The 25,663-nt window shown below is 71.8% G+C and carries 23 protein-coding genes; 13 read left to right on the forward strand and 10 right to left on the reverse strand.

Annotation, left to right across the window (positions count from 1 at the left end):
• Nucleotides 1–185 precede the first annotated feature (185 nt).
• Together ACZ7G3_RS33750 and ACZ7G3_RS33755 are read right to left on the reverse strand one after the other, a co-directional pair.
• Nucleotides 186–398, reverse strand: a complete 213-nt coding sequence (locus ACZ7G3_RS33750) for a DUF4287 domain-containing protein (RefSeq protein ID WP_426602881.1) — start codon at nt 396–398, stop codon at nt 186–188.
• An 82-nt stretch (nt 399–480) separates the two neighbouring features.
• Nucleotides 481–1,146: a DUF998 domain-containing protein gene (locus ACZ7G3_RS33755; protein WP_470930307.1), complete on the reverse strand. Its 666-nt coding sequence runs from the start codon at nt 1,144–1,146 to the stop codon at nt 481–483.
• Between the two features lie 123 nt (nt 1,147–1,269).
• Here ACZ7G3_RS33755 and ACZ7G3_RS33760 point away from each other — a divergent pair, with 123 nt between their 5' ends.
• Entirely contained in the window at nt 1,270–1,890 is a 621-nt protein-coding gene (locus tag ACZ7G3_RS33760; RefSeq protein ID WP_426602885.1) for a TetR/AcrR family transcriptional regulator, read from the forward strand.
• 361 nt (nt 1,891–2,251) lie between these two features.
• On the opposite strand, the gene ACZ7G3_RS33765 is transcribed toward ACZ7G3_RS33760, so the two are convergent.
• Nucleotides 2,252–3,085: an ABC transporter permease gene (locus ACZ7G3_RS33765; protein ID WP_470930309.1), complete on the reverse strand. Its 834-nt coding sequence runs from the start codon at nt 3,083–3,085 to the stop codon at nt 2,252–2,254.
• Entirely contained in the window at nt 3,082–4,056 is a 975-nt protein-coding gene (locus ACZ7G3_RS33770; RefSeq protein ID WP_470930311.1) for an ABC transporter ATP-binding protein, read from the reverse strand. Before ACZ7G3_RS33770 ends, ACZ7G3_RS33765 begins: the two co-directional genes overlap by 4 nt.
• Before the next feature lie 416 nt (nt 4,057–4,472).
• Between ACZ7G3_RS33770 and ACZ7G3_RS33775 the strand changes: the two genes are divergently transcribed.
• Both ACZ7G3_RS33775 and ACZ7G3_RS33780 read left to right on the forward strand, forming a co-directional pair.
• Complete coding sequence (locus ACZ7G3_RS33775; protein WP_470930357.1) at nt 4,473–4,754, forward strand: transcriptional regulator; 282 nt, start codon at nt 4,473–4,475, stop codon at nt 4,752–4,754.
• A gap of 340 nt (nt 4,755–5,094) precedes the next feature.
• The gene (locus ACZ7G3_RS33780) at nt 5,095–6,015 is read left to right on the forward strand and encodes a nitroreductase/quinone reductase family protein (protein ID WP_470930313.1); all 921 of its coding nucleotides are present in this window, start codon (nt 5,095–5,097) and stop codon (nt 6,013–6,015) included.
• Here the strand turns inward: ACZ7G3_RS33780 and ACZ7G3_RS33785 are convergent.
• Nucleotides 6,012–6,473 carry a MarR family winged helix-turn-helix transcriptional regulator gene (locus tag ACZ7G3_RS33785; protein ID WP_470930315.1) on the reverse strand — a complete coding sequence of 154 codons (462 nt, stop codon included), beginning with the start codon at nt 6,471–6,473 and terminating at the stop codon, nt 6,012–6,014. The genes ACZ7G3_RS33780 and ACZ7G3_RS33785 overlap by 4 nt on opposite strands.
• 198 nt (nt 6,474–6,671) lie before the next feature.
• Between ACZ7G3_RS33785 and ACZ7G3_RS33790 the strand changes: the two genes are divergently transcribed.
• From ACZ7G3_RS33790 to ACZ7G3_RS33805, 4 genes are all read left to right on the forward strand, one after another.
• Entirely contained in the window at nt 6,672–7,967 is a 1,296-nt protein-coding gene (locus ACZ7G3_RS33790; RefSeq protein WP_470930317.1) for an FG-GAP repeat domain-containing protein, read from the forward strand.
• An 82-nt stretch (nt 7,968–8,049) separates the two neighbouring features.
• Complete coding sequence (locus tag ACZ7G3_RS33795; protein ID WP_470930319.1) at nt 8,050–9,750, forward strand: pyranose oxidase; 1,701 nt, start codon at nt 8,050–8,052, stop codon at nt 9,748–9,750.
• Nucleotides 9,750–10,646 carry a myo-inosose-2 dehydratase gene (gene iolE, locus ACZ7G3_RS33800; RefSeq protein ID WP_470930321.1) on the forward strand — a complete coding sequence of 299 codons (897 nt, stop codon included), beginning with the start codon at nt 9,750–9,752 and terminating at the stop codon, nt 10,644–10,646. The genes ACZ7G3_RS33795 and iolE overlap by 1 nt, the downstream gene beginning before the upstream one ends.
• A 43-nt stretch (nt 10,647–10,689) precedes the next feature.
• Nucleotides 10,690–12,537 carry a glycoside hydrolase family 15 protein gene (locus tag ACZ7G3_RS33805; protein WP_470930323.1) on the forward strand — a complete coding sequence of 616 codons (1,848 nt, stop codon included), beginning with the start codon at nt 10,690–10,692 and terminating at the stop codon, nt 12,535–12,537.
• Here the strand turns inward: ACZ7G3_RS33805 and ACZ7G3_RS33810 are convergent.
• Entirely contained in the window at nt 12,479–13,312 is an 834-nt protein-coding gene (locus ACZ7G3_RS33810) for a bestrophin-like domain (RefSeq protein WP_470930359.1), read from the reverse strand. The genes ACZ7G3_RS33805 and ACZ7G3_RS33810 overlap by 59 nt on opposite strands.
• A 97-nt stretch (nt 13,313–13,409) precedes the next feature.
• On the opposite strand from ACZ7G3_RS33810, the gene hemB reads away from it, so the two are divergent.
• The gene (gene hemB, locus ACZ7G3_RS33815) at nt 13,410–14,402 is read left to right on the forward strand and encodes a porphobilinogen synthase (RefSeq protein WP_470930325.1); all 993 of its coding nucleotides are present in this window, start codon (nt 13,410–13,412) and stop codon (nt 14,400–14,402) included.
• Nucleotides 14,403–14,451: 49 nt separating this feature from the next.
• Here the strand turns inward: hemB and ACZ7G3_RS33820 are convergent, their stop codons facing one another.
• On the reverse strand, nt 14,452–15,231 hold the full coding sequence (locus ACZ7G3_RS33820; RefSeq protein ID WP_470930327.1) for a DUF4232 domain-containing protein: 780 nt from the start codon (nt 15,229–15,231) through the stop codon (nt 14,452–14,454).
• Nucleotides 15,232–15,440: 209 nt separating this feature from the next.
• Between ACZ7G3_RS33820 and ACZ7G3_RS33825 the strand changes: the two genes are divergently transcribed.
• The 3 genes from ACZ7G3_RS33825 to ACZ7G3_RS33835 all read left to right on the forward strand — a co-directional run bounded on the left by ACZ7G3_RS33825 (nt 15,441) and on the right by ACZ7G3_RS33835 (nt 19,237).
• On the forward strand, nt 15,441–16,841 hold the full coding sequence (locus tag ACZ7G3_RS33825; RefSeq protein WP_470930329.1) for a helix-turn-helix domain-containing protein: 1,401 nt from the start codon (nt 15,441–15,443) through the stop codon (nt 16,839–16,841).
• Between the two features lie 113 nt (nt 16,842–16,954).
• The gene (locus ACZ7G3_RS33830; RefSeq protein WP_426602909.1) at nt 16,955–17,857 is read left to right on the forward strand and encodes an SAM-dependent methyltransferase; all 903 of its coding nucleotides are present in this window, start codon (nt 16,955–16,957) and stop codon (nt 17,855–17,857) included.
• 75 nt (nt 17,858–17,932) lie between these two features.
• A complete protein-coding gene (locus tag ACZ7G3_RS33835) occupies nt 17,933–19,237 on the forward strand; it encodes an aminotransferase-like domain-containing protein (RefSeq protein ID WP_470930331.1) in 1,305 nt (434 codons plus the stop codon).
• A 156-nt stretch (nt 19,238–19,393) separates the two neighbouring features.
• Here ACZ7G3_RS33835 and ACZ7G3_RS33840 read toward each other — a convergent pair whose 3' ends face one another.
• Together ACZ7G3_RS33840 and ACZ7G3_RS33845 are read right to left on the reverse strand one after the other, a co-directional pair.
• Nucleotides 19,394–20,266 carry a helix-turn-helix domain-containing protein gene (locus ACZ7G3_RS33840; RefSeq protein WP_470930333.1) on the reverse strand — a complete coding sequence of 291 codons (873 nt, stop codon included), beginning with the start codon at nt 20,264–20,266 and terminating at the stop codon, nt 19,394–19,396.
• Nucleotides 20,263–21,072: a peptidoglycan-binding protein gene (locus tag ACZ7G3_RS33845; RefSeq protein ID WP_470930335.1), complete on the reverse strand. Its 810-nt coding sequence runs from the start codon at nt 21,070–21,072 to the stop codon at nt 20,263–20,265. The genes ACZ7G3_RS33840 and ACZ7G3_RS33845 overlap by 4 nt, the downstream gene beginning before the upstream one ends.
• A 306-nt stretch (nt 21,073–21,378) precedes the next feature.
• Here ACZ7G3_RS33845 and ACZ7G3_RS33850 point away from each other — a divergent pair, with 306 nt between their 5' ends.
• Nucleotides 21,379–21,825: a peptidoglycan-binding domain-containing protein gene (locus ACZ7G3_RS33850; protein ID WP_470930337.1), complete on the forward strand. Its 447-nt coding sequence runs from the start codon at nt 21,379–21,381 to the stop codon at nt 21,823–21,825.
• Between the two features lie 87 nt (nt 21,826–21,912).
• Here ACZ7G3_RS33850 and argS read toward each other — a convergent pair whose 3' ends face one another.
• Complete coding sequence (argS, locus tag ACZ7G3_RS33855; RefSeq protein ID WP_470930339.1) at nt 21,913–23,685, reverse strand: arginine--tRNA ligase; 1,773 nt, start codon at nt 23,683–23,685, stop codon at nt 21,913–21,915.
• Between the two features lie 187 nt (nt 23,686–23,872).
• Between argS and lysS the strand changes: the two genes are divergently transcribed.
• Entirely contained in the window at nt 23,873–25,612 is a 1,740-nt protein-coding gene (gene lysS / locus ACZ7G3_RS33860) for a lysine--tRNA ligase (RefSeq protein ID WP_470930340.1), read from the forward strand.
• Nucleotides 25,613–25,663 lie beyond the last annotated feature (51 nt).

Here is a 25,663-nt window from a genome sequence, read left to right on the forward strand (position 1 = left end):
GGCGTGGTGGGCCAGGGGAGGAGGGGGGGGGGGTCGCCAGGTCGGCGGCGAGCAGCCCCCCCCCCCCCCCCCCCCCCCCCCCCCCCCCCCCCCCCCCCCCGCCACCGGTGTTTCGCTGCGGCCTTCCGCGGGTGATTCCGCGAGAGGCAGCCGGCCCGTCCCCCTGTCCGCGGGTCACGCGCGGTTCATTTTCCGCTGTCCTCGGCGAGGGTGTGCGCGACGAGCGCGTTGGCGTGGCCGTGGCCCAGGCCGTGCTCGGCCTTGAGCCAGGAGACGAGCTCCATGTGCTTGGTCAGGGGCGAGGACCGGATGAGGTCCTGCCAGTGCGCGATCGGGTGGCCGTACTTCTTCTCGATGGAAGGGAAGTAGCCGGCAGGGCCCTTCACCGGTTCCGTCATGCCGGTGGTCCTCTCCGTCCGTGCCGAGTGATTCCGGGATGTCACCTTCACCGGTACGGACCGGCGAAGAGGCGCGGTGCCGCTACGCCGACCGCTCCGTGGCCCTCAGCCGGACGGTGACCGCGGTGAGCCAGAGGAGGCCGAGACCGGCTCCGGCGGTGAACGCCAGGACGGTGGCGGAGGAGGCCGCGAAGCCGGCGAGGACTCCCACGGGTACCAGGCGACAGGCGACAGCCCACCCGCGGCGGCGCTGGGCGGCGAACGTGCGGGCCAGTACGAGGAAGGCGGCGCACAGCGCCAGGTAGCCCACCATGCCGCTGAGCATGTGCACGGCGCCGTGCCAGCTCAGGGAGGCGGCGCGGGCTTCGGGGGCGTCGGCGGGGAAGCCGGCGCCCGGGTCGGCGGCGAAGGCCCCGGCGAGCAGGAAGGAAGCGCCGAAAGCACCGATCAGCCGTGGCGCCCAGGTGCCGCCGGGCTGACCGTGCAGCGCTCGGCGTATGCCCACCGCGCCGGTGATGACCGCGGTGCCCGTGAGGACGAAGGCGGTGACCTGGATCCAGCCGAGGTCTCCGAGGCTGAGCTGGCTGAGGGCGTGACGGGTGAAGTCGAAGCCCTCGCGGGTGAGGCCCTGCGCCAGGCCCGCGCCCAGGAAGAGCGGGCCTGCCCCGATGGCACCGGCCGGCAGGGATCGTGCCGCCGGCCGGGCCGGGGCGGACACGGTGATCGGGGTGGGGATCGTCTGGGTCATGGGGTGTCTTCCTCGGTCGGGAGAGGCCAAAGCCAGAACTGGACGGTGTGGTACCCGTCGGGACTGGACGGTACAGTACTCACAGAAGAACTGGACTGTCCAGTACTGAGTGTGGGAGGCGGCATGGAAGTGAACGAGCAGGGCCGGTCGGCACGCAAACGCCAGGCGATCATGGAGGCCGCGACCGAGGCGTTCATGGCCAAGGGCTACTCGGGCACGAGCATGGACGACATCGCGAAGATGGCCGCGGTGTCGAAGCAGACCGTCTACAAGCACTTCTCCGACAAGGAGAAGCTGTTCGCCGACATCGTCCTCGCCACCACCGACCGGATCGACGGCATGGTCGACCTGGTGGCCGACATCCCGGCCGACGCCGATGCCCTGGAAGCGAACCTGACCCGCCTCGCCCGCCAGTTCCTGGCCGCCCTCACCCGGCCCCAGGTCCTTCAGCTGAGGCGTCTGGTCATCGCCAACGCCGACGCCTTCCCCGACCTCGGCGCCAGGTGGTACGAGCAGGGCTTCGAACGGGTTCTGGCCACGCTGGCGGCCACCTTCCAGCGCCTGACCGGCCAGGGGCTGCTCCGGTGCGACGAACCGCTCCTGGCCGCCAACCACTTCTCCGGCCTGCTGCTGTGGATCCCCGTGAACAAGGCGATGTTCCACGGCAGCCTCCAGCACACCGAGGCCGATCTCGACCACTGCGCCACCGCCGGCGTCCGCGCGTTCCTCGCCGCCTACCGCTGACGGCCGCCTCGGCGGCGGACCGCTCGGGCACGGCTGTGGTCAACGTCCTGTGGGCGCTGCTCCGGGAGGGCCGCAGGGCGGTGTCCGTATCCGAAGGGAGATTTCCGGGAGGGCGCGCTCCGGCGGACGCCGCCGGCGGTGCAGTCCGCGCACCCCGGGGACCGGCTTCGAACGGGGGAACGCATGAAGATCCGCGACGCGACAACGGCCGGCCAGTCCGGGGCGCGACCGGACGGGGGGACTCAGGCCCCGGCCCGCGCTCCCGCGGCGACACGCGGAGCGCCGGGCCGAGAGCACCGGGCCGAGGCCTGCAAGCTGTCCGGGTGCCGTGCGTCGTGGACGAACACGGCGGGGAACACGGTCAGTACGCCGTCTTGGCCATGCGCTGCTGCTCGCGCGTGGAGAGCCGGCTTCCGGACTCGCGGCGGGTCATCCGCTGGAGCAGCCGCGGAGCCAGTACGAGCCCGGCGACGGCCCACAGCGCGAGCACGCCCCCGATGGTCAGGTGCTGCCACGCGCCGGACACCTCGAGTGCCTGGGCGCTGTCGGGCAGCAGGGTGGAACGAAGTCCCTGAGCGATCCAGCGCAGCGGGAAGACGGACACCAGGTTCTGCAGCCACTCGGGCAGTTCGCGCAGCGGGAAGAACGTGCCGGAAGTGATCATCAGGCCCATCATGGGCAGCATGTAGATGCCGAGCGCCTCCCGGGCGGCGGGCAGCAGCGACCCGATGGCCGCCCCGATCGGTACGACGGCCAGGATGCCGAGGGTGACGACCCACAGGAGCGTGAGCCAGCGCTGGGGCGTGTCGGGGAGTCCGGCCCCCAGAAGCGCCCAACCGCCCACCAGCAACAGCGCGATGGACACCGCGATGTTCACGAGGACGAAGAGGGTCTTCCCGGTCAGGTAGACGGTCATCGCGCCCGGTACGCCGCGCAGGCGCAGCAGTGTGCCGTCCTCGCGGTCCCCGAAGAGGAACTGCGGGACGGTCAGCAGGCCGAACATGAAGATGGTGGAGGCCATGCCGCCGGCCAGGGAGAGCTGCGCGGTGGCGTCGTCGCCGTCCCGCGACTGCCAGTAGGAGACGGCGAGGAACAGCAGCGGAGTCGAGAGGTACGAGTAGATGTCCTTGCGGCTGCGCAGTACCTGACGCAGTTCGATGGCGCCGCGGGACAGACCGAGTCGGTAGAGGTTCACGCGGCGGACTCCTCGTGGCGAGCGGCGGACGGTTCGGCGGTGTCCGACCCGTGTTCTCCCGCGGCGCCCTCCGCCGACGCCCCGTCCTCCGCGATCATGCGCAGGTAGGTGTCCTCCAGCGTGGGGCGGCGTACCTCCAGGTCGGGGATCGGCCCCTGGAACTGCTGGTGCAGTTCCCAGACGACCTTCGACGGGTCCGCGGTGAGCCGTCGCTGGGGCAGGCCCTCCGGGTCTGTCCAGAGGACCTCGGAACGGGTCCTGGCGGCGGCGGAGAGTTCGGCGAGGGTGCCGCAGGCGGTGATGCGGCCGTGCTGCAGGATGCCGATGCGGTCGGCCAGCTGCTGGGCCTCGCTCATGTCGTGGGTGGTGAGCAGCATCGTCGTACCGAGGTTGTCGCGCAGCCCCCGAATGAGGTCGTGGAAGTCGCGGCGTGCTTCGGGGTCGAAACCGGTGGTCGGTTCGTCGAGGAAGAGCAGTTCCGGCCGGCCGACGATGCCCAGGGCGACGTCGAGGCGTCGCCGCTGGCCGCCGGAGAGGGTGCTCACCTGCTGGGTGGTCTGTGCCGTGAGGCCCACCAGCCGGATCAGTTCGGCCGGTTCGAAGGCGCGCGGGTAGAAACGGGCGAAGTGGCCCAGCAGGTCGCCGACCCGCCAGCGGCCGTGGTCGCGGCTGGCCTGGAGGACGATGCCCAGGCGGCCCCGCCACGCGGCGTCCTCGTGCCCGGGGTCGTGCCCCAGGACCTCGGCGTCGCCGCCGGAGCGGGCGCGGTAGCCCTCGAGTATCTCGATCGTGGTGCTCTTTCCCGCGCCGTTGGGGCCGAGCAGGGCGAACAGCTCGCCCCTGCTCACCTCCAGATCGAGCCCGCTCAGCACATCGCGGGTGCCGTAGCGCATCCGCAGCCCGCTGACGCGGATCGCCGGCTGCGGTGTGGAGGCGTGGCCGGCCTCCGGCGCCGTCTCCTGCAAAGTCATCAACTTCCCCCAGGAATTGAAGCGTCGTGGACTGCGCGCCGCAGCCCGGACGTCGTGACGCGGTCGAACGTCGTGAACACGGTCGAACGTCGTGACACGGCCCGGATGACGCGTACCCCGGATGGCGCTTCCAGCCCGAGGGTGGATATCGCCCTGCCGTGTCGGCCTGTTCTTTCCCCGAAAACTAACACTTGCCAGTGTGGAAAGTAAATGCAAGTATTGCAATCAGATGTCGATCCCGATGCCCTGGAGGCCCCGATGCACGACACCCCCGCTCACGGCGCCGTCGGCGGAGGCCTGGCCAACCGGTGGCTGCTGACCCGGGAGCGCGTGGGGGACCAGCGGTCGTGAAGGGCGAGGAAAGAGCGCAGCCCGCACTGGACGAGCGCATCCACCACCCCACCCGGCTGACGGTCATGGCGTTTCTCTCCGGGTGCGCCGAGGCCGAGTTCCGTGCCGTGCGGGAGGGATGTCATGTCTCGGACTCGGTGCTGAGCAAGGTGGTCAGCGCTCTGGAGGCCGCCCAGTACATCGAGGTGCGCAAGGGATACGTGGGCAAGCGCCCGCGCACCTGGCTGCGGCTGAGTCCGGAAGGCCGCCGGGCCCTTCTCGCCCACCTCGAGGCGCTGCGCGACCTGGCCTCCCGGGCGGCGGCCCTGGGTGCGGTGGCCGACGAAGACCCCACGGCCGGAACGTAGCTCCGGCGCGGCTGCCGGTCGAAGTACGCCATCGGCAGCCAGGGTCAGTGTGCCGGCGGCCCGGACCGAGGGACGTTGACAGCCCGGCGGGTGGGTGCGTGTAATGAGGGCGGTGCCGCGTGGCGCCGGTCAAAGAGCAGTGGGCCGGCCGGCGATCGGGCGAGCGCCCTTCATGCAAGGGGTACGTGATGAGTTCCTGCTCCGCGCCCTGACGTGACGTAGCGCGTTCGCACGTCGTCGTCCTTCTCTCTCTTCCCACCTTCCGGCACCGTGCCGCACGCACGCATGCACGCGCGCGCACCGCACGCGGCGGTCTGCCGTCATGGAGACACAGATACGTATGCCCACGTCCTTCAACCAGTCCGTCATCGACGAGTTCCGCGCCAACGAGGGGAAGGTCGGCGGCCCCTTCGAGGGCAGTGACCTGCTCCTGCTGACGACCACCGGCGCCCGTTCGGGAGCCTCGCGCACCACCCCGCTCGGGTACGTCCGCCACGGGGACACCCTCCTGGTCGTCGGGTCCAACCTCGGCGGCCCCCGGCACCCCGGCTGGTACCACAACCTGCTCGCCCGCCCCGTGGTCCGGGTGGAGGTCGGTGACCGGTCCTTCGAGGCCCTCGCCGTGCCCGCCGAGGGGGACCGGCGCGAGGAGCTGTTCGCGCACGTCGTACGGGCGGCGCCCGGGTACGGCGACTACCAGGCGGGGACCGAACGGCTGCTGCCGGTCGTGGTGCTGGAACGGGCCGAGCCCGAGGGGTGGGAGGCGCCCCGCGAGATCCGGACGCTCGCCGACAAGCTCATGGAGGTGCACACCTGGCTGCGGGGCCAGCTGCATCAGGTGCGGGCGGAGGCCGAGGCCCACTTCGCGGCGCGGGCCGCGCGGCAGGGGCCCGGTGCGCCGCCGGTCCTGCCGGGGCTCGGGCTTCAGATACGGCAGCGCTGTCTCGCGTTCTGCCAGGCGCTGGAGTTCCACCACGCCAGTGAGGACGGCCACTTGTTCCCGGGGATCGCCCGCCAGCACCCCCACCTGGCCGACGTCTTCGGGCGGCTCGGTGACGAGCACCGCACGGTCGCCCGTATCCAGGGTGAGCTGGCGGCGCTGCTGGCCGGCGTCACCATCGCCGATCCGCAGCGCTTCCGTGCCGAGCTGGAGGCGATGTCGGCGGAGCTGAACGCGCACCTCGACCACGAGGAGGAGGCGCTGATTCCACTGCTGGCCGACGTGCCGTGGCCGCCGGTCGGGTCTGTGACCGCGCCCTAGTGGTGCCAGGCCTTGCCGCCCGTGTTGTGGATGAAGCGCTGGAGCACCTTCAGGGTGGTCAGGTACTCGTCGTCGGAGATGTCGGCGTGGCGTTCCGTCCACAGCTCGCCCTGGAGGGCCGCCGCCTTGTCGTAGAACGCCCTGCCTTCGGGGGTGAGGGTCAGGTGGTGCTCGTCGGAGGTCTCGGTGATCCAGCCCTGCGTGATGGTCGCGTCGATCTCCGACTCCATCGCCTCCGGGCCCGTGTCGAGGTAGTTCCGCAGGACGCGGGACACCTCGTCGCGGGTCTTCGGGGCGTCCGCGCGGGCGACCTGGTTGAGGACCCACCACTGGGGCTGGGTCGTGCCGATCTCGGCGAGGGCCGCCCGGGTGCGGGTGACGACGGCCTTGTAGGCCGCCCAGCTCCAGTAGCCGATGGGCTGCTGGATCAGCTCTGCGTCGGTGTGCGAGTACTGCACGGTCACTCCCTCGGTCGGTGGCGGTGGGAGCGACCGTAGAACCTCTATCGGACTTGAGGTCAAGCGAGGGGCGGAGGGGGGGACAAAGGGTGAATTTCCGCTGCCCGCGTCTACTCGCCGTTCGGGTCGGTATGTATGAGCGCGTCCCCGTCGGCGCCCCGGTCGACGGGTGAGGCTTCGCGACCGGGAAGTGGATTCATGAACCATGCCGAGCCCGTGTTCCGGCGGTCGGTGATCGACGACGATCCCCAGGACGGGTACTTCCTGCGGGCCGTCGACGTGGACGGTGACGGGCGTCCCGATCTCGTCGCCTCCGGCCTCACCCGCGGACAGGTCGTCTGGTACCAGAACCCGTCCTGGACCAAGCGGACGATCGTCTCCCTCGGCGACCGCAAACCGGTCGCCCTGGACGCGGCGGACCTCACCGGCGACGGCCTGCCGGATCTCGTCCTCTGCCACGACTACGGCAACTGCATGTTCGACTGCGGGCCGCGGGACGGCGTGATCTCCTGGCTGCGCAACCCCGGCCCGGACGGCTGGGACGAGCCCTGGACCCGCTCGCACGTCGCCGACCTGGTGGCCTGCCACCGGGTGCGGCTGGGGCGGTTCACGACGGACAGCCGCATCCAGCTGGTCGCCCTTCCGGTCGTCGGGCCGCAGGGCGGGGCGGAAGGGGTCGGCTCCGCCGTCCGCCTCATGCTCTACGACGTGCCGGACGATCCGGTGGCGCACGCCGGCGAGTGGCGGGGGCAGCCGCTCGATACCGCCGACTTCACGATCGTGCACGGCGTGGTCGCCGCTCGCTTCCCCGGTACTCCCCACCCGGAACGGGAGTCGTTCCTGCTGGCCACGGGGGAGGGGATCAGCTGGCTGGGCGCCGGAACCGGTTCCGGCCCGGGCGGCGGCTGGCAGGTCAGGAAGATCGGCGACGGCGTGCCGCCGCAGGCGTCCGTGGAGAACCCCGAGCACCGTTTCAGCGGGAGCGGGAACCTCGGCGTCGCCCGGATCGGCGGACGGCCCTGCGCCGTGATCCTCGCCGTCGAGCCGTTCCACGGCAACACCCTCAGCGTCTACGTCAGACCGCCCGGCACGGTCGCGCCCTTCGACACGCCCTGGGAGCGCCGGCAACTGCGGATCCTCGACCCGCCGGACGCGACGCACGACGCCGTCGGCCACCACGTGGTCGTGGCGGACTTCGACGGCGACGGGGACGACGAGTTCCTGGTCGGCCTGCGCGGGCCCGCCCCGGCACAGGGCGTCTTCTACTTCAAGTTCGACGCGTCGGGCAACGTGCTCGTCGAGAAGCAGGTGAGCACGGACTCCACGGCACGCATCGCCGTGGCCGACTTCGACGGCGACGGCCGCCTGGACTTCGCCACCACCGCCTACGACACGGTGGGCTACTACGAGATCCCGGACCCCAAGGTGTGCCTGTTCACCAACGCCTTCGGGGTGCCCGGTCCGGTCATGGCCCCGCCCGGCGGAGACGGCTGACCGAAGCCCCCCGGCTCCGCCCCGCCGCATCGGAAACACCCGCTGCCTCGCTCCGGGCAGCCCTCACCAGCAGGAGAACGCAGTGGCACAGAACACCGTCCGGGTCGACACCCTCGTCGTCGGCTCCGGACCCGTCGGATGCGCCTTCGCCCGCGAGCTCGTGGCGGCCGGCCGGCACGTCTACATGATCGACGCCGGGGCCCAGCTGTCGGACCGGCCCGGGGAGCACCTCAAGAACGCCTACCTCTACCAGCGCAACCTCAACCTGTTCTCGCCCGTGATCCGCGGCCATCTGAGCCTGCTGTCGATCCCGTCGAGCGACAAGGCCGAGGTGACCCTGGACCCGGCCGCCTTCCGGATCGACCTCAAGAAGTACGACGGCTTCGTACTGAACAACCAGAACCCCGACCAGGACCCGGCCGTCAACCTCGGCGCCGCCGCCGCGACCTACGGCGTGGGCGGCATGGCGACCCACTGGACCTGCGCCACACCCCGGCACCACCCCGTCATCGAGCGTTCGGACCTGCTGACCGGCGACGAGTGGGACTCCCTCTACCGGGACGGCGAACAGCTCCTGCACACCCGTACCGACGCCTACGCCGGCTCGGTGCGGCAGCGGCTGGTGCGCGGGGCGCTGGCCAAGGAGTACGGGGAGCTCCAGGAGCCCTACCAGGTGCAGAACCTGCCGCTCGCCGTGGAACGCCGCGAGGACAACCCCGAGTTCGTCCACTGGAGCGGCGCGGACACCGTCCTCGGCCCGCTGGCCGACGGCGGCCACGACCGGTTCGAACTGCACCCCGAGCACCTCTGCACCCGCCTGGTGCGCAGCGCCGACGGCAGCCGCGTGGAGTACGCCGAGATCCGCGACCTGCGGCGCTGGCGGACCCTGCGGGTGGAGGCGGAGACCTTCGTGGTGGCGGGCAACGCCTACCTCACCCCGCAGCTGCTGTACGCGTCGCGGATCCGCCCGGAGGCGCTCGGCCGCTACCTGAGCGAACAGCCGATCTCCTTCTGCCAGATCGTGCTGAGCCAGGAACTGGTCGACTCGGTCGCCGCCGACCCGCGCTTCGACGACGTCGTGCGCGAGCACCGCGCGTCCGCCCCGCAGGACCCCGTGCCCATCCCGCGGAGCGACCCGGAACCCCAGGTGTGGATCCCGGTGTCGGAGGGACGGCCGTGGCACTGCCAGATCCACCGCGACGCCTTCCACTACGGCGACATCGCGCCGAACGTCGACGGCCGGCTCATCGTGGACCTGCGCTGGTTCGGGATCGCCGAGCCCCGGTTCGACAACCGGATCGAGTTCTCGGACCGGCACCAGGACGCGCACGGCATGCCGCAGCCCACCTTCGTCTTCAGCCTCAGCGAGCAGGACCGGGTCAACCAGCACGCGATGATGCGGGACATGCTGCGCGCGGCGAGCACCCTCGGCGGCTTCCTGCCGGGCTCCGAACCGCAGTTCGTCGAGCCCGGTCTCGGACTGCACGTCACCGGCACGACCCGGATGGGCGACGACCCCGAGACCAGCGTCGTGGACACCGACTCCAGGGTGTGGGGCGTCGACAACCTCTACCTGGGCGGCAACAACGTCATCCCGCGCGGCACGGCGAGCAACCCCACGCTGACCAGCGTCGCGCTGGCGCTGAAGGCGGCCCGGCACATCACCGGCCGGACCGGAGGCCGGTCCGCCGGAGGCCGGTCCGCGTCCGGTGGGTCCGCGTCCGGTGGGTCCGCGTCCGGCGGGTCCGCGTCCGGTGGGGCCGTGCCGGGCCGGGGCGCCTGATGTTCGCGCCCGGCGCCGTCTCCCTCGGTATCACCCCCACCTGCTGGACCAACGACGACTTCCCCACCATCGGGGCGGACATCCCCTTCGAGCAGTGCGTCAGCGAGATCGCGCTGGCCGGCTTCGAGGGCTGCAGCGTCGGCCACAAGTTCCCCGCCGACCCGCGGGCCCTGTCGCGGGCGCTGGACCTGCGCGGCCTGCGGGTGTCCGAACCCTGGGCGAGCACCTACTTCACCGTGCGCGACATGCGGGAGCGCACCCTCGCCGGCTTCCGCGACCAGCTGGACTTCATCCAGGCGGTCGGCGGCGACCGGGTCGTCGTGGCGGAACTCGGCCACGCCGTGCACCAGCAGGCGGTCGCCCTGGCCGCGAACAAGCCGGTGTTCGACGACGCGGCCTGGGACGCGCTGCTGACCGGCCTCGACGAACTGGGACGGATGGCGGCCGGCCGCGGCATGCTCCTGTGCTACCACCACCACATGGGCACCGGCGTGCAGTCCCGGGCCGAGGTGGACCGCCTGCTCGCGGGCACCGACCCGGACCTGGTGCACCTGCTGCTGGACACCGGCCACCTCACCCTGGCCGGCGACGACCCGCTCGACCTGGCCCGCGGCCACGCCCGGCGGATCGCCCACGTGCACCTCAAGGACGTACGCGCCGACGTCCTGGAGTACTTCCGGCGCGAGGACCCCAGTTTCCACGACGCCGTACTCGCCGGGATCTTCACCGTGCCCGGTGACGGGACGATCGACTTCGGGCCCGTGCTCCGCGCCCTCGCGGACGCCGGGTACCGGGGGTGGCTCGTCGTCGAGGCCGAACAGGACCCGGCGAAGGCGCACCCGCTGACGTACGCCAAGAAGGCGCGCGAGCACCTGCGCGCCCTCATCGGACGGTGAGCACGCCCGCCATGACCTCCGCGACCGAGGGAGCAGCACTGCCATGAGTTACCGACCGATCGAGGACTACGGCGTGATCGGCGACCTGCGCACCGTGGCCCTGGTGGCCCTCGACGGCTCCCTGGACTTCCTGTGCCTGCCCGACATCGACTCGCCCACGGTGTTCGGCGCGCTGCTCGACGACGCCCGAGGCGGCAGTTTCCGGATCGGCCCGGCCGTCGAGGGCGCCCGCCTCAAGCAGCTCTACCTGCCCGACACCAACATCCTGCTGACCCGGTTCCTGTCCGAGGACGGGGTCGGGGAGGTCGTCGACTTCATGCCGGTCGGCTCGATCCGCCACACGCACGCGGTCGTCCGCCGGGTGAAGGGGGTGCGGGGCACCTTCCGGTTCCGGCTGTGCTGCGCGCCCCGCTTCGACTACGCCAGGCTGCCGCACCGGATCGAGCAGCACCCCGGCGAGGTGTTCTTCGTACCGGAGAGCGGGACGGGAGCCGAGGGCGCGGTGGCCCTGCGGCTGCAGAGCCCGGTGGAACTGCGGGTGGTGGGCGACGACGTGGTCGCCGAGTTCGAGCTGGGGCCGGACGAGACGATGGACTTCGTCCTCGAAGCCGTCCCGCCGGGCGAGCACAGCCCGGCGTCCGGCCCCCGGTGGGCCGAACGGGCGCTCCGGCACACCCACGCCTTCTGGCACGAGTGGCTGAGCAGTTCGACGTACCGGGGCCGCTGGCAGGAGGAGGTGTCCCGCTCGGCGCTGGCGATGAAGCTGCTCACCTCCGTCCGCCACGGATCGATCGCCGCGGCGGCCACCTTCGGCCTGCCGGAGCTGGTCGGCGGCGAACGCAACTGGGACTACCGCTACACCTGGATCAGGGACGGCTCGTTCACCGCCGCCGCGTTCATCCAGCTCGGCTTCCACGACGAGGCCCGCGCGTTCGTACGGTGGGTGGAGCAGCGCTACCGGGAGAGCACCGAACCGGGGCGGCTGCAGATCATGTACGGCATCGACGGCCGCCACGAACTGACCGAGGAGATCCTGCCGGACCTGAGCGGCTACGAGGGATCGAGCCCGGTCCGTGTCGGCAACGGCGCCTACGACCAGCTCCAGCTCGACATCTACGGCGAACTGCTGCACCTCGTGGACCTGTACGACGAGCACGTGGAAGCGGTCTCCCACGAACTCTGGTCCCGGGTGAGCGACTCGGTGAACTGGGTGACCGACAACTGGCGGCTCGCCGACGAGGGGATCTGGGAGACCCGCGGCGGACGCCAGGAGTTCCTGTACGCCCGGCTGATGTGCTGGGTCGCCCTGGACCGCGGGCTGCGCATCGCCCTGCGGCGCTCCCTGCCCGCGCCCCGCGAACGGTGGGCCGCGGTCCGCGACGAGATCCACGCCGAGATCCACAAGGCGTTCTGGGACGAGGGGCAGGGGGCGTTCGTCCAGCACCGGGGCGCCACCACCCTCGACGCGGCGAGCCTGCTCATGCCGCTCATGGGGTTCATCTCCCCGGTCGACCCCCGGTGGCTGAGCACCCTGCGCGCGATCGAGGACTCCCTGGTGGAGGACTCCCTCGTCTACCGGTACCGCAGCGGGGACGGCTCCTCGGACGGGCTGAGCGGCACCGAGGGCACGTTCTCCATGTGCTCGTACTGGTTCATCCAGTGCCTGACCGAGGCCGGCGAGGTGGACCGCGCCCAGCTGTTCTTCGAGAAGATGCACAGCTACGCCAACCATCTGGGCCTGTACGCCGAGGAGATGGACGGCACCGGACGCAACCTCGGCAACTTCCCCCAGGCGTTCACCCACCTCGGGCTGGTCAGCGCCGCGCTCTGCCTCAACCGGGCGCTGGCGGAGCGGGCAGCTCCCGCAGCAGGTCCCGCGTCGCCTCGGTGAAGGCGCCGGGGGATACGGAGAGCGCCCCGGTCAGCGGGAACTCCAGGAGGACGACCAGGAAGAGGTTGACGCCGATGACCAGTGCCACACCGGTGATCATCGCGTAGTGCAGCCAGGCGGACTCCAGCCCGAACAGCAGGCTGAACAGCAGGATCACCGCGCTGGTCAGGCAGACCGCGATCCACATGGGCGTACTCAGGTGCGCCGTGCCGGCCCGGCGGTGCCGGTCCGCGTTGAGCGCCGACACCGCCACCAGTTCGTCCGTCGCCACCTCCACGTACGCCCGCTGCGGCTCGTTGACGGGGCGCAGCTTCCCCACCGTGTCGAAGAGGTGCCGCAACGCCCGCCGCTCGGCCGGGCTCGGCCTGTTCAGGCCGACGTCCTTCGGCCACCACGCGACGACCGCGCGGTTGTAGGCCACCACCGCTTCGATGACCTCGCGCCGGTCGCCGGGGCCCATGACGGCGCTGCCCCGGCCGACCGCGGCGGCGATGTACGCCTCCTCGGCGGCGTACTGCCTGACCTCGGCGAAGTTCTCCCACTGGTCGTCGACGGAGAACCCGATCGTGACGGCGTAGACCACCCCGATGACCGCCACCAGGAAGCCCGCGACGTCGTTGTTGGCCTTGGCCCGGGGCGGCGGCACGAGCCTGCGCATCAGCGCCTGCAGCAGGACGGCGACCACCGGGACGCCGCCGAGGATGAGAAGCGCGGCCGCCCACAGCGGCAGTTCGACGATGAGGAAGTGGTACACGGTCACCTCGGCTCTGTTCACCGCGCTCAACGAGCACTCCGGTTCCCGCGCAACGGCCGGGGGCGGGCCGACTCGGCGTCGGCAAAGGCACGGGTGGCGCGGGCGTAGCGTAGGTGGTATGACGACGTACGGATCCTTCCCCGGCACCCGGCCCCGTCGGCTGCGGACCACCCCCGTGATGCGTCGGATGGTCGCCGAGACCCGGCTCCACCCCGCCGACCTCATCCTCCCCGCGTTCGTGCGCGAGGGCGTGCGCGAGCCGGTGCCGATCACGGCGATGCCCGGGGTCGTGCAGCACACCCGGGACACGCTGAAGAAGGCCGCCGCGGAGGCGGTCGGGGCCGGTGTCTCCGGGATCATGCTGTTCGGCGTGCCGGAGGAGGAGAAGAAGGACGCGCTCGGGACGGCCGGTACCGACCCGGACGGGATCCTCCAGGTCGCCCTGCGCGACGTGCGGGCCGAGGTCGGGGACGACCTGCTCGTCATGTCCGACCTGTGCCTCGACGAGTTCACGGACCACGGGCACTGCGGTGTGCTCGACGCCGAGGGGCGTGTGGACAACGACGCCACCCTCGAGCGGTACGCCGAGATGGCGCAGGTGCAGGCCGACGCGGGCGCCCATGTGGTCGGCCCCAGCGGGATGATGGACGGGCAGGTCGGCGTCATCCGCGACGCCCTGGACCAGATCGGGCGGGAGGACGTCGCCGTCCTCGCCTACACGGCCAAGTACGCCTCCGCCTTCTACGGGCCCTTCCGGGAGGCCGTCGGGTCCTCGCTGAAGGGGGACCGGAAGACCTACCAGCAGGACGCCGCCAACGTGCGGGAGTCCATGCGGGAGCTGGCCCTGGACCTGGCGGAGGGTGCCGACATGGTGATGGTCAAGCCGGCCGGTCCCTACCTCGACATCCTGGCCAAGGTCGCCGAGGCCGTGGACGTGCCCGTCGCCGCCTACCAGATCTCCGGCGAGTACTCGATGATCGAGGCCGCCGCCGAGAAGGGCTGGATCGACCGGGACCGGGCCATCCTGGAGACGCTCACCGGCATCAAGCGGGCCGGTGCGCGCAACATCCTGACCTACTGGGCGACCGAGGTCGCTCGCACGCTGCGCTGAACGACCTGTGCCGGCCCGCCAGGCAGTGGGCACGTGTCCGAGGCCCCCTTCAGTAGTCCAGCGCGTGGCTCACGCTGGACTGCCAGTAGGTGACCTTCAGGCTGCTGTCGATGTACACGCTGCCGGAGGGCAGCTTGACGGTGGCGATGGAACCGTCCTCGAAGGGGATGGTGAGGCCGCTCACGTCGGTCCCCTTCTCGGCGGTGGAGTCGGCGGACGACAGCTGCACACCGGCGTAACCGGACTCGCCGGGCGCCAGCGTCGTCAGCGCCTGCGGCTTGCTGGACTCGGCGACCGGCGGCACCGACTGGGCCCCCTCGAACCGCACCACCGGGTACGGCGCCAGCGCGCAGGTCTTCGAGCCGGTGTTGGTGGCGGTCAGCAGCATGTGGTTGAGCGGGCGGGGCGCGTTCGCCGCGGTGATCCGCACGTCGGACGCGGAGCACCGTCCGACAGCGTCCGAGTCGGACCCCTTGCCGGCGCTCGCACCAGAACCGGAACCGGAACCAGAACCAGAACCAGAACCAGAACCGGATCCGCCGCCGCTGCTGGAGCCGGACGCCTTGTCGTTGCCGGACGAACCGGCGGAACCCGCGGAACCGGCGGATCCGTTCGAGCCCGTGGACCCCTCCTTGCCGGCGTCGCCCTTCGCGTCACCCGAACCGGCCTGGTCGGGCGCCGGCTGCTTGCTCCCGGCCGCGGGGGTGGAAGTGGAGGCGGCCGGGGCGCTCGCGTCGGATCCGTCGCTCTCGCAGGCCGTGAGGGAGAGTGCGGCCAGTGCGACCGTGGTGGCGGCGAACAGGCGGGTACGGGTGATGCGTGCGGACATGACGGGCTCCTTCGAGTGGAGTTGAGGTGAGCCGCTCGACCGTTGACCGGGAGGGGCTGCTTGGATGACCACAGCTTGGGCCCGGGGCCGTCCCGGTCGCCAGTGATGCCTGGAGATGCGGGATACTGGGACGCCGGGAACGGCTCTGACCTGCGGGAACGGTGTCCCTCTGGGATGCCGTACGGGGATACGGAAAGAGGGAGAGACGGGTGGCGGGGGACGACTTCGCAGCACTGCTGCGAGAACTGAAAGAGCGGTCCGGGCTCAGCTACGGGGCCCTGGGCAAGCGGCTGCACATGAGTGCGTCGACCCTCCACCGATACGTCAGCGGGGAGGTCGTGCCCACCGAGTTCGCCCCGGTCGAACGCCTCGCGCGCGTATGCCGGGCGGCCCCGGAGGAGCTGCTCGAACTCCACCGCCGCTGGATCCGCGCGGACGCCCTGCGCGGCGTGAAGAAGGAGGAGAGCGGGGAGAAGAGGCAGGCCGAGGAGACGGAGAAGGGGGAGGAGACGGAGGAGCGGGAGAAGTCCACCGGCTCCGTCGCGGAGGAGGCCGGCGTCTCCGCTGTGGCGCACGTCACCGTCCCCGGCGCGGCGCAGGGCACACCGCCCGTACCGCCCGAGACCCCCACGTCGGACGGACGGTCCACGCCCCACGATCCGCCGCCCGCGCTCGACCGGCCCGACCCGCCCCGCCGCCGGATCCCGCGCGCCGCGTTCTACGCCGCGACCGGCGTCGTCGCCGTCAGCGCCGCCGTCGCGCTCGTGGCGAACCTCGTCTCCGGCACGGACGACGACGTCCGTCGCCAACCGGCCGGGGCCGTGGCACGGTCCTCCTCGGTGGTCTCCGGGAGCGCCTCCGAGACGGCCTCTCCGAGCGGCAGCGCGTCCTCGTCCCCGTCCCTCTCCCCGTCGCCGTCCGGGTCCCCCTCCGGGGCCCGCTCCGGGGCTCCGTCCGTCGCTCCGTCGCGTGCGGGCACCGCCTCGCCCAGCCGCGGGGCAGCCGCCGCCGGCCCCGCGCCGGCCGTGCTGACCAACCCGTACCACTGGAGCGTCCCCTGCGAACACTCCTTCCTGGTCGACCGCAGCCCGAAGAACGTGCTGCAGCCGCCCACTCAGCGGGAGGCCGTCGGCTGGGCCACCACGTACGGTGCGGTCTCCGCGAACGAGCAGACGGCCGTCCTCACCGTGCAGGGCACCGGCGCGGAGACGGTGGTCCTCCAGGACCTGCACGTCCGGGTGGTGAGCAGCAAGCCGCCGCTGGACTGGAAGCAGTACACGATGGGCGTCGGCTGCGGCGGCGGGGTGGACCCCAAAGCCTTCGACGTCTCGCTCGACCTGGGCACCCCCGAGGCGGTGCCGATCGGGGGACAGAAGGACTTCCCGTACACCGTCACCGCGGACGACCTCGAGGTGTTCCGGGTCCACGCGCACACCAGCAGCCACGACGTCAGCTGGTACCTGGAGCTGGAGTGGTCCAGCGGCGACCGGCACGGCATCATGCGGGTCGACGACCACGGCAAGCCGTTCCGCACCAGCGCCTCCCGGGACAACTCCTACTACGGCTACCCCCTCGGCGGAGACGCCTGGGAGTTCTTCGAGGGCGACTGAGGCGGTGGGCGGGGCGCGGACGGGGCGCGGGCGGGCACCGGTGCGTCGTCAATTCCGGGCGGGGGCTAGGTTGTTGGCCGACACTCCGGTTCGCCCTCTCGCAGGAGACGCCCATGCCCGGTGAAGCCCTCAGCCAGGACCCCGCGGAGCTGAGAAGGAGGATCGACAGCAGCAAGGCGCACCCGGCCCGCGTCTACGACGTCTTCCTCGGCGGCAAGGACCACTACCCCGCGGACCGCGACGCGGCCGCCGCCGGGCTCGCCGCCAACCCGCGCGGCTACCTCGACGTACGGCACAACCGGGACTTCCTGCGCCGGGCGGTCACCACGCTGGTCGAGGAGCACGGCATCCGCCAGTTCCTCGACATCGGCACCGGCCTGCCGACCGCCGAGAACGTCCACCAGATAGCCCAGCGCACCGCCCCCGAGTCGCGGGTGGTCTACGTCGACAACGACCCGGTCGTCCTCGCCCACGCCCGGGCCCTGCTGACCAGTGGTCCCGAGGGACGTACGGACTACATCGACGCCGATCTGAAGAACCCGGCACAGATCCTCGAACAGGCGTCGCGGACCCTCGACCTCAGCCGGCCCGTCGCGCTCTGCCTCGTCGCCATCCTGCACTTCGTCGAGGACGAGGATGCGTACCCGATCGTCCGCGGGCTGATGGACGCGCTGCCCGCCGGCAGCCGGCTCGTCCTCAGCCACCTCACCGAGGACCTCAACCCGGAGAACATCCGCGCGGTCCAGCGGACGTACACCGAGCGGGGCTTCACCTTCGTGCTGCGCTCCCGCGAGGACGTCGAGCGCTTCTTCACGGAGACCGGGCTGGAGGTCGCCGAGCCGGGTGTCGTCCCGGTGCACCACTGGCGTCCGGACCACGCGGCCCCGGTGCCCGAGCAGCCCGAGGCGTCGTACCTGGCCGGCCTCGACGACATCGAGAAGGTCCGGTACAAGGACATCAACGACGTCACGGACGCCGACATCAACGTGTACGGCGGGCTGGGCGTCAAGGCCTGACGGCCGCCATCCGCAGGGGTGTCCGGATCGCGGAAAGTCTCTTGTAGACGGCACGTACTTCCCTAGGGTGCGGGCATGACCGTGACTGAGAACGTGGCCGCCCCGCCTGCCTCACCCACCCCGCCGGCCCCATCCGCCCCGTCGGCCCCGCTGCCGCCGCTCGCCGCGCGGGCCCGGTCGATCGGCGGGTCGCCCGTACGGGACATCCTCGCCGTCACCGCCCGCCCCGAAGTGATCAACTTCGCGGGCGGGCTGCCGGCCCCGGAGCTGTTCGACGCGGAGGGCATCGCCGCCGCGTACCGGGACGTCCTCGCCGAGGTGCCCGCGCGGGCGCTCCAGTACTCCACCACCGAGGGCGAGCCCACCCTGCGGGCCGCGCTCGCCGCCCGCACCTCGGCGCGCGGACTGGCGACCGGCCCGGACGACCTCCTCGTCACCACCGGCTCGCAGCAGGCCCTGTCGCTCCTCGCCACCGCCCTGCTCGAACCCGGCGACACCGTCCTCGTCGAGAGCCCCTGCTACCTGGCCGCGCTCCAGGCCTTCGGTTTCACGGGTGCCCGGGTCGTCGCCGTGCCCGGTGACGAGGACGGGATCGACCCCGGGGCACTGGAGGAGCTGGTGGTGCGCGAGCGCCCCAAGCTGCTCTACACCGTCCCCACCTTCCAGAACCCGACCGGGCGCACCCTGCCCGCCGCCCGCCGTGCCGCCGTGGCCGAGGTCGCCGGCCGGTGCGGGCTGTGGATCGTCGAGGACGACCCGTACGGCGAGCTGCGCTTCGAGGGCGAGCGGGTGCCGTGGATCGCGTCGTACGACGGCGCCCGGGACCGGACCGTGCTGCTGGGCTCCTTCTCCAAGGTCATGGCACCCGGCCTGCGCCTGGGCTGGCTGCGGGCGCCCGACGGACTGCGCCGGGCCTGCGCGGTCGCCAAGCAGGCCGCCGACCTGCACACCCCGACCGTCAACCAGCTCGCCGCCGCCCGCTACCTCGCCGACCGCGACCTGGACGCCCACGTCGCGCGCGTCGCCGCGGCCTACGGAGCGCGCCGGGACGCCATGCTCGCGGGCCTGGCGGACGCGCTGCCGGAGGGATCGGTGTGGACGCGTCCCGAGGGCGGCATGTTCCTGTGGGCGCGCCTGCCGGAGCGCTACGACACCACCGCCCTGCTCCCCGAGGTGGTCCGGCACGACGTGGCGTACGTCCCCGGCGCCCCCTTCCACGCAGGCGAGCCCGACCGCGCCACCCTGCGGCTGTGCTTCGTCACGCAGACGCCGGACGAGATCGCGGAGGGGCTGCGGCGGCTCGGGGGAGCGTTGCGGGAGGCACGGCGGCAGGAGCGGCGCGAGGTACGGCGGCAGGAGCGGCGCGAGGCACGGCGGTAGGCGCCGAGGCGGGTACCGCGGGAGGCCCGGGTCCTCGTCCCGGGACCAGGACCCGCGCCGACGGCACGGCCACCGAGCGGAAGCCGACGGACGAGGACGAGGTCCGGCGCCTGCCCGCGGGGGACTTCGGCATCGGCGTCCCCGGAGGGCCTGGCGCTACTGGGACGAGGGCGGCCGGGTCGTGCCGGCGGGTCCGCCCACGCGTGCCTCGAAGCACTCCCGTTCGCCGTCCGCCGACGCGGGCACGAAGCAGCCGCGGACCGTGCTGCCGGGGTGGGCCACCGTCATTCCGGTGTAGACGTAGGCCTCTGCCTCGGCCCGGCCCGTGATGCGCACATCGCGGGTCGGGCCGCCCACCGTGACCTCCACCCGGTCGCCGATCAGGGTCCCCCAGGCCCGGGCCCAGCTGGCGCCGCACTTCTCGCTGTAGCGCAGCTCCACGTGGGCGCCGGTGGCGGTGCGGTGAGTGGTGAGGGTGTCGGGATCGATGCCGCAGATCATGCGCATCGGGTCCCGGCCCTCGCAGGCGGCTCCGTGGCATTGCGGGGCGAGGGAGTACGGGGCGGAGGCCGACAGCGGTTCGTCCTGAGCGGTGTCCCGGTCCGGCAGCAGGAGGAGTACCAGCACCACACCACCGACAAGCAGCGTGTACGCCGACGCCAGCACCGCCACGAGTCCGTCCCTGCGGCCGCGCGGCCGTCCGGCCCCGGAGGGTGGTGGCGGCGGTTCCGGCGGCCGGGGTTGCGGCTGGGGTTGCGGTTCCTCGGCGGCGGGGGCGAGGACCGCCGCGCGTCCGCTCCACCGCGAATCGGCGATCTCCCACAGGGCCAGCAGCCGCCCTTCCGGTTCGTCGCCTACCCGGCACAGTTCCCGTACGGCCTGGGGAGGAGGCAGGACCTTGCCGTTGAGGTAACGCTCCCAGGAGGACTTGCTGTACGCCGTCCGTTCCGCCAGTGCCGCCAGGCTCAGCCCCGTACGGGCCCTCAGCTCTCGCAGCGCCGTGACCAGCCTGGTGTGTTCCGGGCTCACTTCGGTGCCGCCTCCCGCAGGGCCTTCCAGGTGTGCGGGCCGATGACACCGTCCACGACGAGTCCGTCCCGCGTCTGGATACGCACGACCGCGCGCTGCGTCTTCGGCCCGAAGACACCGTCGATGTCTCCCGGCGTGATCCCCGCCCGACGCAACAGGCACTGCGCCTCGGCCACTTCCGGTCCCACGTGGGTGTACGCCAGGATGGTGTCCGTGGTCCGGCTCAGACCCGCGTACCAGCGTCCGTCGCTCTGCTCCAGCCGGCAGGTGTAGTCGACCGGCACCAGGGACTCCGACACGGTGGCCGGGGCCGTCACGATGGTGCCCGGGCGGCCCTTCGCGAGCTGGGCGCGGGCTTCGGCGAGCCGCACGGCCAGCAGGAGCGCCGCGGAGACGGACAGCACCAGGGCCACCGCTCCCGCCGTGAACACGACGTGGGAGTAACGCCCGTACGGCTGCCGCTCCGCGGGCGAGTGCGCCGGTGTCTCCGGAGCGGTCTCCGGGGGGTTGTCCAGGGCCTCGGAGCCGGCCACCGGCCCCTCCGCCCAGCGTTCGGCGGCGATCTCGTGCAGCACCAGCAGCCGGGTCGGATCGTCACCGCCGATGCGGGCCACCGCCTCGACGGCCGCCCGGGGCGGCAGCGCCCCGCCGTTCAGGTAGCGCTGCCACGACCTCGCGCTGTAGCCGGTCTTCGCGGCCAGCTGGCGGGTGCTCAGTTCGCTGCGGTCCTTCAGTTTGCGCAATCGCACGATCAACTGGTGGACGTGTGGGTGCAGGGTGGCGGGCAACTCTTTCCAACGCGACATGTTCCCCCCGCTCGCGCCGGGGACCGCTGGTCCGGCCCCGGTGTCCCGTCCTCATTCTGCATCAACCGTCACGGCGCTCATGAGCGTTGATCCCGCTCCTGTACGGAATCAGCCGTCCCCGCTCCCGGTCGTCCCGCCATCCCGACACGGCGGGCAACGTCCCAGCAGGTCAGCGAGTGGGACGTCCCGGGAGGACGACACTTCTGAGCCAACTGTGGCCGGGCGCGCCGCCCGACCCTCAGGCTCGTTGCGGAGCCGGCCGTTGCGGTCGGCTCCGGCCAACGCACGTCAACGGAGGGGAACAGCATGCGAACTCTCACCAAGGCACTCGTCAGTGTCACCGCCGCCGCCGGGATCGCGGCCGGCGGTCTGGCCACCGCGGGCACGGCCGTGGCGGCTCCCGCCCAGACCCAGCAGCAGGCGGTGAACGCCGAGGCCGCAGCGCCGCTCGCGGTGGTCAACCTGGGGCTCACCCGGGCGGAGGCCAGGAACGTCCAGCGCTGGTTGGCCAAGCACTGGAACTACAACGACGCGATCGACGGATACCTCGGCACCAACAGCTGGAAGGCGTTCCAGCGTTGCCTGGCCAAGAACTGGGGCTACGACGACAAGATCGACGGAATCGTCGGAACCAACACGGTCAAGGCGGTGCAGCGCCTGCTGAGGGCCAACGGCGACTACACCGGCCCGATCGACGGCATCGCCGGCTCCGGGACCAAGTCGGGCTTCAAGAAGTGGGCCAACAGGCTCTGACGGACCAGCCGTCCCACCAACCCACCGCGGCCCGTCCTCCCCTCCGGGGGAAGGACGGGCCGCGTGCCGTGCGCCCGGCGCGGGGAGTCAGAGCCGCTCGGGCGTCCGGATGCCCAGCAGCGCCATGCCCTGGTGCAGCGTGCGGGCCGTGACGTCGCACAGGAACAGGCGGTTCTCCACCTGCTCGGGCGTCTCGGCCTTCAGGACCGGGCACTTGTCGTAGAAGGACGTGTACAGCGACGCCACCTGGTACAGGTACGCCGTCAGCTTGTGCGGGGCGTGCTCCCGGGCCGCCTCCGCCACCGTCTCCGCGAACGCGTCCACGTGCAGGCCCAGGGCGCGCTCGGCCTCGGCCAGCTCCAGCTCCGGGTGCGCGGCCGGGCGTACGTCGCCCGCCTTGCGCAGGATCGACCGGATCCGGGCGTAGGCGTACTGGAGGTAGACGGACGTGTCGCCGTTGAGCGAGACCATCTGGTCCAGGTCGAACTTGTAGTCCCGGTTCGCCGACGTCGACAGGTCCGCGTACTTGACCGCGCCGATGCCCACCTGGGTGCCCCGCTCGGCGATCTCCTCCTCGGACAGGTCCTGCGCCTTCTCCCGGACGACGGCGGACGCGCGGTCGATCGCCTCGTCGAGGAGGTCGACCAGCCGGACCGTCTCGCCCGCACGGGTCTTGAACGGCTTGCCGTCCTTGCCGAGGACCGTGCCGAACGCCAGCTGCTCCGCCGTCACGTCCTCGTTCAGCCAGCCGGCCCGGCGGGCGGTCTCGAAGACCATCTTGAAGTGCAGGGACTGGCGGGCGTCGACCACGTAGAGCAGCGTGTCCGCCTTCAGGCTGAAGACGCGGTCGCGGATCGCGGAGAGGTCGGTGGCCGCGTAGCCGTAGCCGCCGTCCGACTTCTGCACGATCAGCGGGACCGGCTTGCCGTCCGGGCCCTTGACGTCCTCGAAGAAGACGCACAGCGCGCCCTCGGAGCGGACGGCGACGCCCGACTCCTCCAGCAGGCGGCAGGTCTCGGCCAGCATGTCGTTGTAGCCGGACTCGCCGACGATGTCGGCGTCGCGGATCTCCATGTCCAGCTTCTCGAAGACGGAGAAGAAGTAGATCTTCGACTCGTCGACGAACTTCTGCCACGCGGCGAGCGTCTTCGGGTCCCCGGCCTGGAGGTCGACCACCCGGCGCCGCGCCCGCGTCTTGAACTCCTCGTCGGAGTCGAAGTGCCTGCGCGCGGCCTTGTACAGGCGGTCGAGGTTCGACATCGCCTCCTCGCCGGAGACCGCGCCGTCCTCGGCGGCCTTGTGGTCCAGCTCGTGCGGGTGCTCGTCCAGGTACTGGATGAGCATGCCGAACTGGGTGCCCCAGTCACCGATGTGGTGCCTGCGCACGACCGTCTCACCGGTGAACTCCAGCAGCTGGACGACGGCGTCGCCGATCACCGCGGAGCGCAGGTGGCCGACGTGCATCTCCTTCGCCACGTTCGGCTGGGCGTAGTCGATCACCGTCGTGCCCGGGTGCGCGGCGTGCGGGACGCCGAGGCGGCCCGTGTCGTCCGCGTACCGCGCGGCGAGGTTCTCGGTGATCGCGCGGTCGCCGATCGTGATGTTCAGGAAGCCGGGCCCGGAGACCTCGACGTCCTTGATCAGGTCGCCGGTGGTGATGTGCGCGACGACCTCGGCGGCCAGCTCCCGCGGGTTCGCCTTGGCCTTCTTGGCCAGGGCGAGGATGCCGTTGGCCTGGTAGTCCGCCCGGTCGCTTCGGCGCAGCAGCGGGTCCGCGCCGGCGGCCTCCGGCCGGGTGGCCGTGAGGGCGGACGCGAGGTGCTGCTGGACGGAGTCGCTGAGGGACGTGACCGAGGCCATGGAGTGGTTCGCCGTTCTGCTCGGGGTTCCGGGAGTGAGGCTTTCTGTAGCTACAGAAGCCGAGTATCCCACGCGGTGAAAAGCGGTTTTCGCGGATGCGGGCCGGGCTGGGAGAATGGAGCGGTCAGCCGTGCGACCGTACGGGCTGCCTCAGGAGTAGTTCCAGAGAAGTTCCAGGAAAGAGGACGTGCCGATCGTGGCTCAGAGCACAGAGACCACCGACTGGGTCTCCCGTTTCGCGGACGAGGTCATCGCCGAGTCGGAGCGCCGTGCCCCGGGCAAACCGGTCGTCGTCGCCTCCGGGCTCTCCCCGTCCGGCCCCATCCACCTGGGCAACCTGCGCGAGGTCATGACCCCGCACCTGGTCGCCGACGAGGTGCGCCGCCGGGGCCACGAGGTCCGGCACCTGATCTCCTGGGACGACTACGACCGCTACCGCAAGGTTCCGGCCGGGATCGCCGGCGTGGACGAGACGTGGGCCGAGCACATCGGCAAGCCGCTGACCTCGGTCCCGGCCCCGAAGGGCTCCTCGTACCCGAACTGGGCCGAGCACTTCAAGGCCGCCATGGTCGCCTCGCTCGCCGAGATGGGCGTGGAGTTCGACGGGATCAGCCAGACCGAGCAGTACACCTCCGGTGTCTACCGCGAGCAGATCCTGCACGCCATGAGGCACCGGCGGGACATCGACGCGATCCTCGCCCAGTACCGCACCAAGAAGGCTCCCGCGAAGAAGTCGCAGAAGCCGGTCGACGAGGCCGAGCTGGAGGCCGCCGAGGGATCCGGCGCCGCGGCCGAGGACGACGGCTCGGGCTCGGCCGCCGGGTACTTCCCGTACAAGCCGTACTGCGGCAACTGCGAGAAGGACCTGACGACGGTCACCGCCTACGACGACGACTCGACCGAGCTGACCTACGCCTGCACCGAGTGCGGCTTCTCCGAGACGGTCCGCCTCGGCGAGTTCAACCGCGGCAAGCTCGTCTGGAAGGTCGACTGGCCGATGCGCTGGGCGTACGAGGGGGTCGTCTTCGAGCCCAGCGGCGTGGACCACTCCTCTCCCGGGTCGTCGTTCCAGGTCGGCGGGCAGATCGTCGGCATCTTCGGCGGCGAGCAGCCGATCGGGCCGATGTACGCCTTCGTCGGCATCAGCGGCATGGCGAAGATGTCCTCCTCCAAGGGCGGGGTGCCCACCCCGGCCGACGCGCTGCAGATCATGGAACCGCAGCTGCTGCGCTGGCTGTACGCCCGCCGCCGGCCCAACCAGTCCTTCAAGATCGCCTTCGACCAGGAGATCCAGCGGCTGTACGACGAGTGGGACCGCCTCGACGCCAAGGTCGCCGACGGCAGCGCGCTGCCCGCCGACGCCGCCGCCCACGCGCGCGCCGTCCGCACGGCCGCCGGCGAGCTGCCGCGGACGCCCAGGCCGCTGCCGTACCGGACCCTCGCCTCCGTGGCCGACATCACCGCCGGACACGAGGACCAGGCGCTGCGCATCCTCAGCGAGCTCGACCCGGCGAACCCGCTGACGGCGCTCGACGAGGCCCGGCCGCGCTACGACAAGGCAGAGGCGTGGATCAACACCCACGTCCCCGCCGACCAGCGCACCATCGTCCGCGACGAGCCCGACGCCGAACTGCTGAAGTCCCTGGACGAGCAGGGCCGGCAGTCCCTGCGGCTGCTGCTCGACGGGCTCGCCGGCCACTGGTCGCTGGACGGGCTCACCCACCACGTCTACGGCGTGCCCAAGGTCCAGGCCGGCTTCCCCGCCGACGCCACGGCCAAGGAACTCCCGCCGGAGATCAAGACCGCCCAGCGGTCGTTCTTCGCGCTGCTCTACCACCTGCTCGTCGGCCGCGACACCGGCCCGCGCCTGCCCACGCTGCTGCTCGCGGTCGGGCAGGAGCGGGTACGGCATCTGCTCGGCGAGTAGACGGCGTCACACGGCAGGGGGCGTCCGGCGTCGGGGGACGGGCGAAGGGGG

Source organism: Streptomyces sp. NPDC037271 (assembly GCF_055603605.1).

Bases quoted from the DNA above. Each gene is read 5' to 3' on its own strand.
- ACZ7G3_RS33820 (WP_470930327.1), bottom strand. From the start codon at position 15,231: ATGTCCGCACGCATCACCCGTACCCGCCTGTTCGCCGCCACCACGGTC.
- ACZ7G3_RS33755 (WP_470930307.1), bottom strand. From the start codon at position 1,146: ATGACCCAGACGATCCCCACCCCGATCACCGTGTCCGCCCCGGCCCGG.
- ACZ7G3_RS33850 (WP_470930337.1), top strand. From the start codon at position 21,379: ATGCGAACTCTCACCAAGGCACTCGTCAGTGTCACCGCCGCCGCCGGG.
- ACZ7G3_RS33790 (WP_470930317.1), top strand. From the start codon at position 6,672: ATGAACCATGCCGAGCCCGTGTTCCGGCGGTCGGTGATCGACGACGAT.
- ACZ7G3_RS33770 (WP_470930311.1), bottom strand. From the start codon at position 4,056: ATGACTTTGCAGGAGACGGCGCCGGAGGCCGGCCACGCCTCCACACCG.
- iolE (WP_470930321.1), top strand. From the start codon at position 9,750: ATGTTCGCGCCCGGCGCCGTCTCCCTCGGTATCACCCCCACCTGCTGG.
- ACZ7G3_RS33775 (WP_470930357.1), top strand. From the start codon at position 4,473: ATGGCGTTTCTCTCCGGGTGCGCCGAGGCCGAGTTCCGTGCCGTGCGG.
- ACZ7G3_RS33805 (WP_470930323.1), top strand. From the start codon at position 10,690: ATGAGTTACCGACCGATCGAGGACTACGGCGTGATCGGCGACCTGCGC.
- hemB (WP_470930325.1), top strand. From the start codon at position 13,410: ATGACGACGTACGGATCCTTCCCCGGCACCCGGCCCCGTCGGCTGCGG.
- ACZ7G3_RS33830 (WP_426602909.1), top strand. From the start codon at position 16,955: ATGCCCGGTGAAGCCCTCAGCCAGGACCCCGCGGAGCTGAGAAGGAGG.
- ACZ7G3_RS33760 (WP_426602885.1), top strand. From the start codon at position 1,270: ATGGAAGTGAACGAGCAGGGCCGGTCGGCACGCAAACGCCAGGCGATC.
- argS (WP_470930339.1), bottom strand. From the start codon at position 23,685: ATGGCCTCGGTCACGTCCCTCAGCGACTCCGTCCAGCAGCACCTCGCG.
- ACZ7G3_RS33750 (WP_426602881.1), bottom strand. From the start codon at position 398: ATGACGGAACCGGTGAAGGGCCCTGCCGGCTACTTCCCTTCCATCGAG.
- ACZ7G3_RS33835 (WP_470930331.1), top strand. From the start codon at position 17,933: ATGACCGTGACTGAGAACGTGGCCGCCCCGCCTGCCTCACCCACCCCG.
- ACZ7G3_RS33780 (WP_470930313.1), top strand. From the start codon at position 5,095: ATGCCCACGTCCTTCAACCAGTCCGTCATCGACGAGTTCCGCGCCAAC.
- ACZ7G3_RS33845 (WP_470930335.1), bottom strand. From the start codon at position 21,072: ATGTCGCGTTGGAAAGAGTTGCCCGCCACCCTGCACCCACACGTCCAC.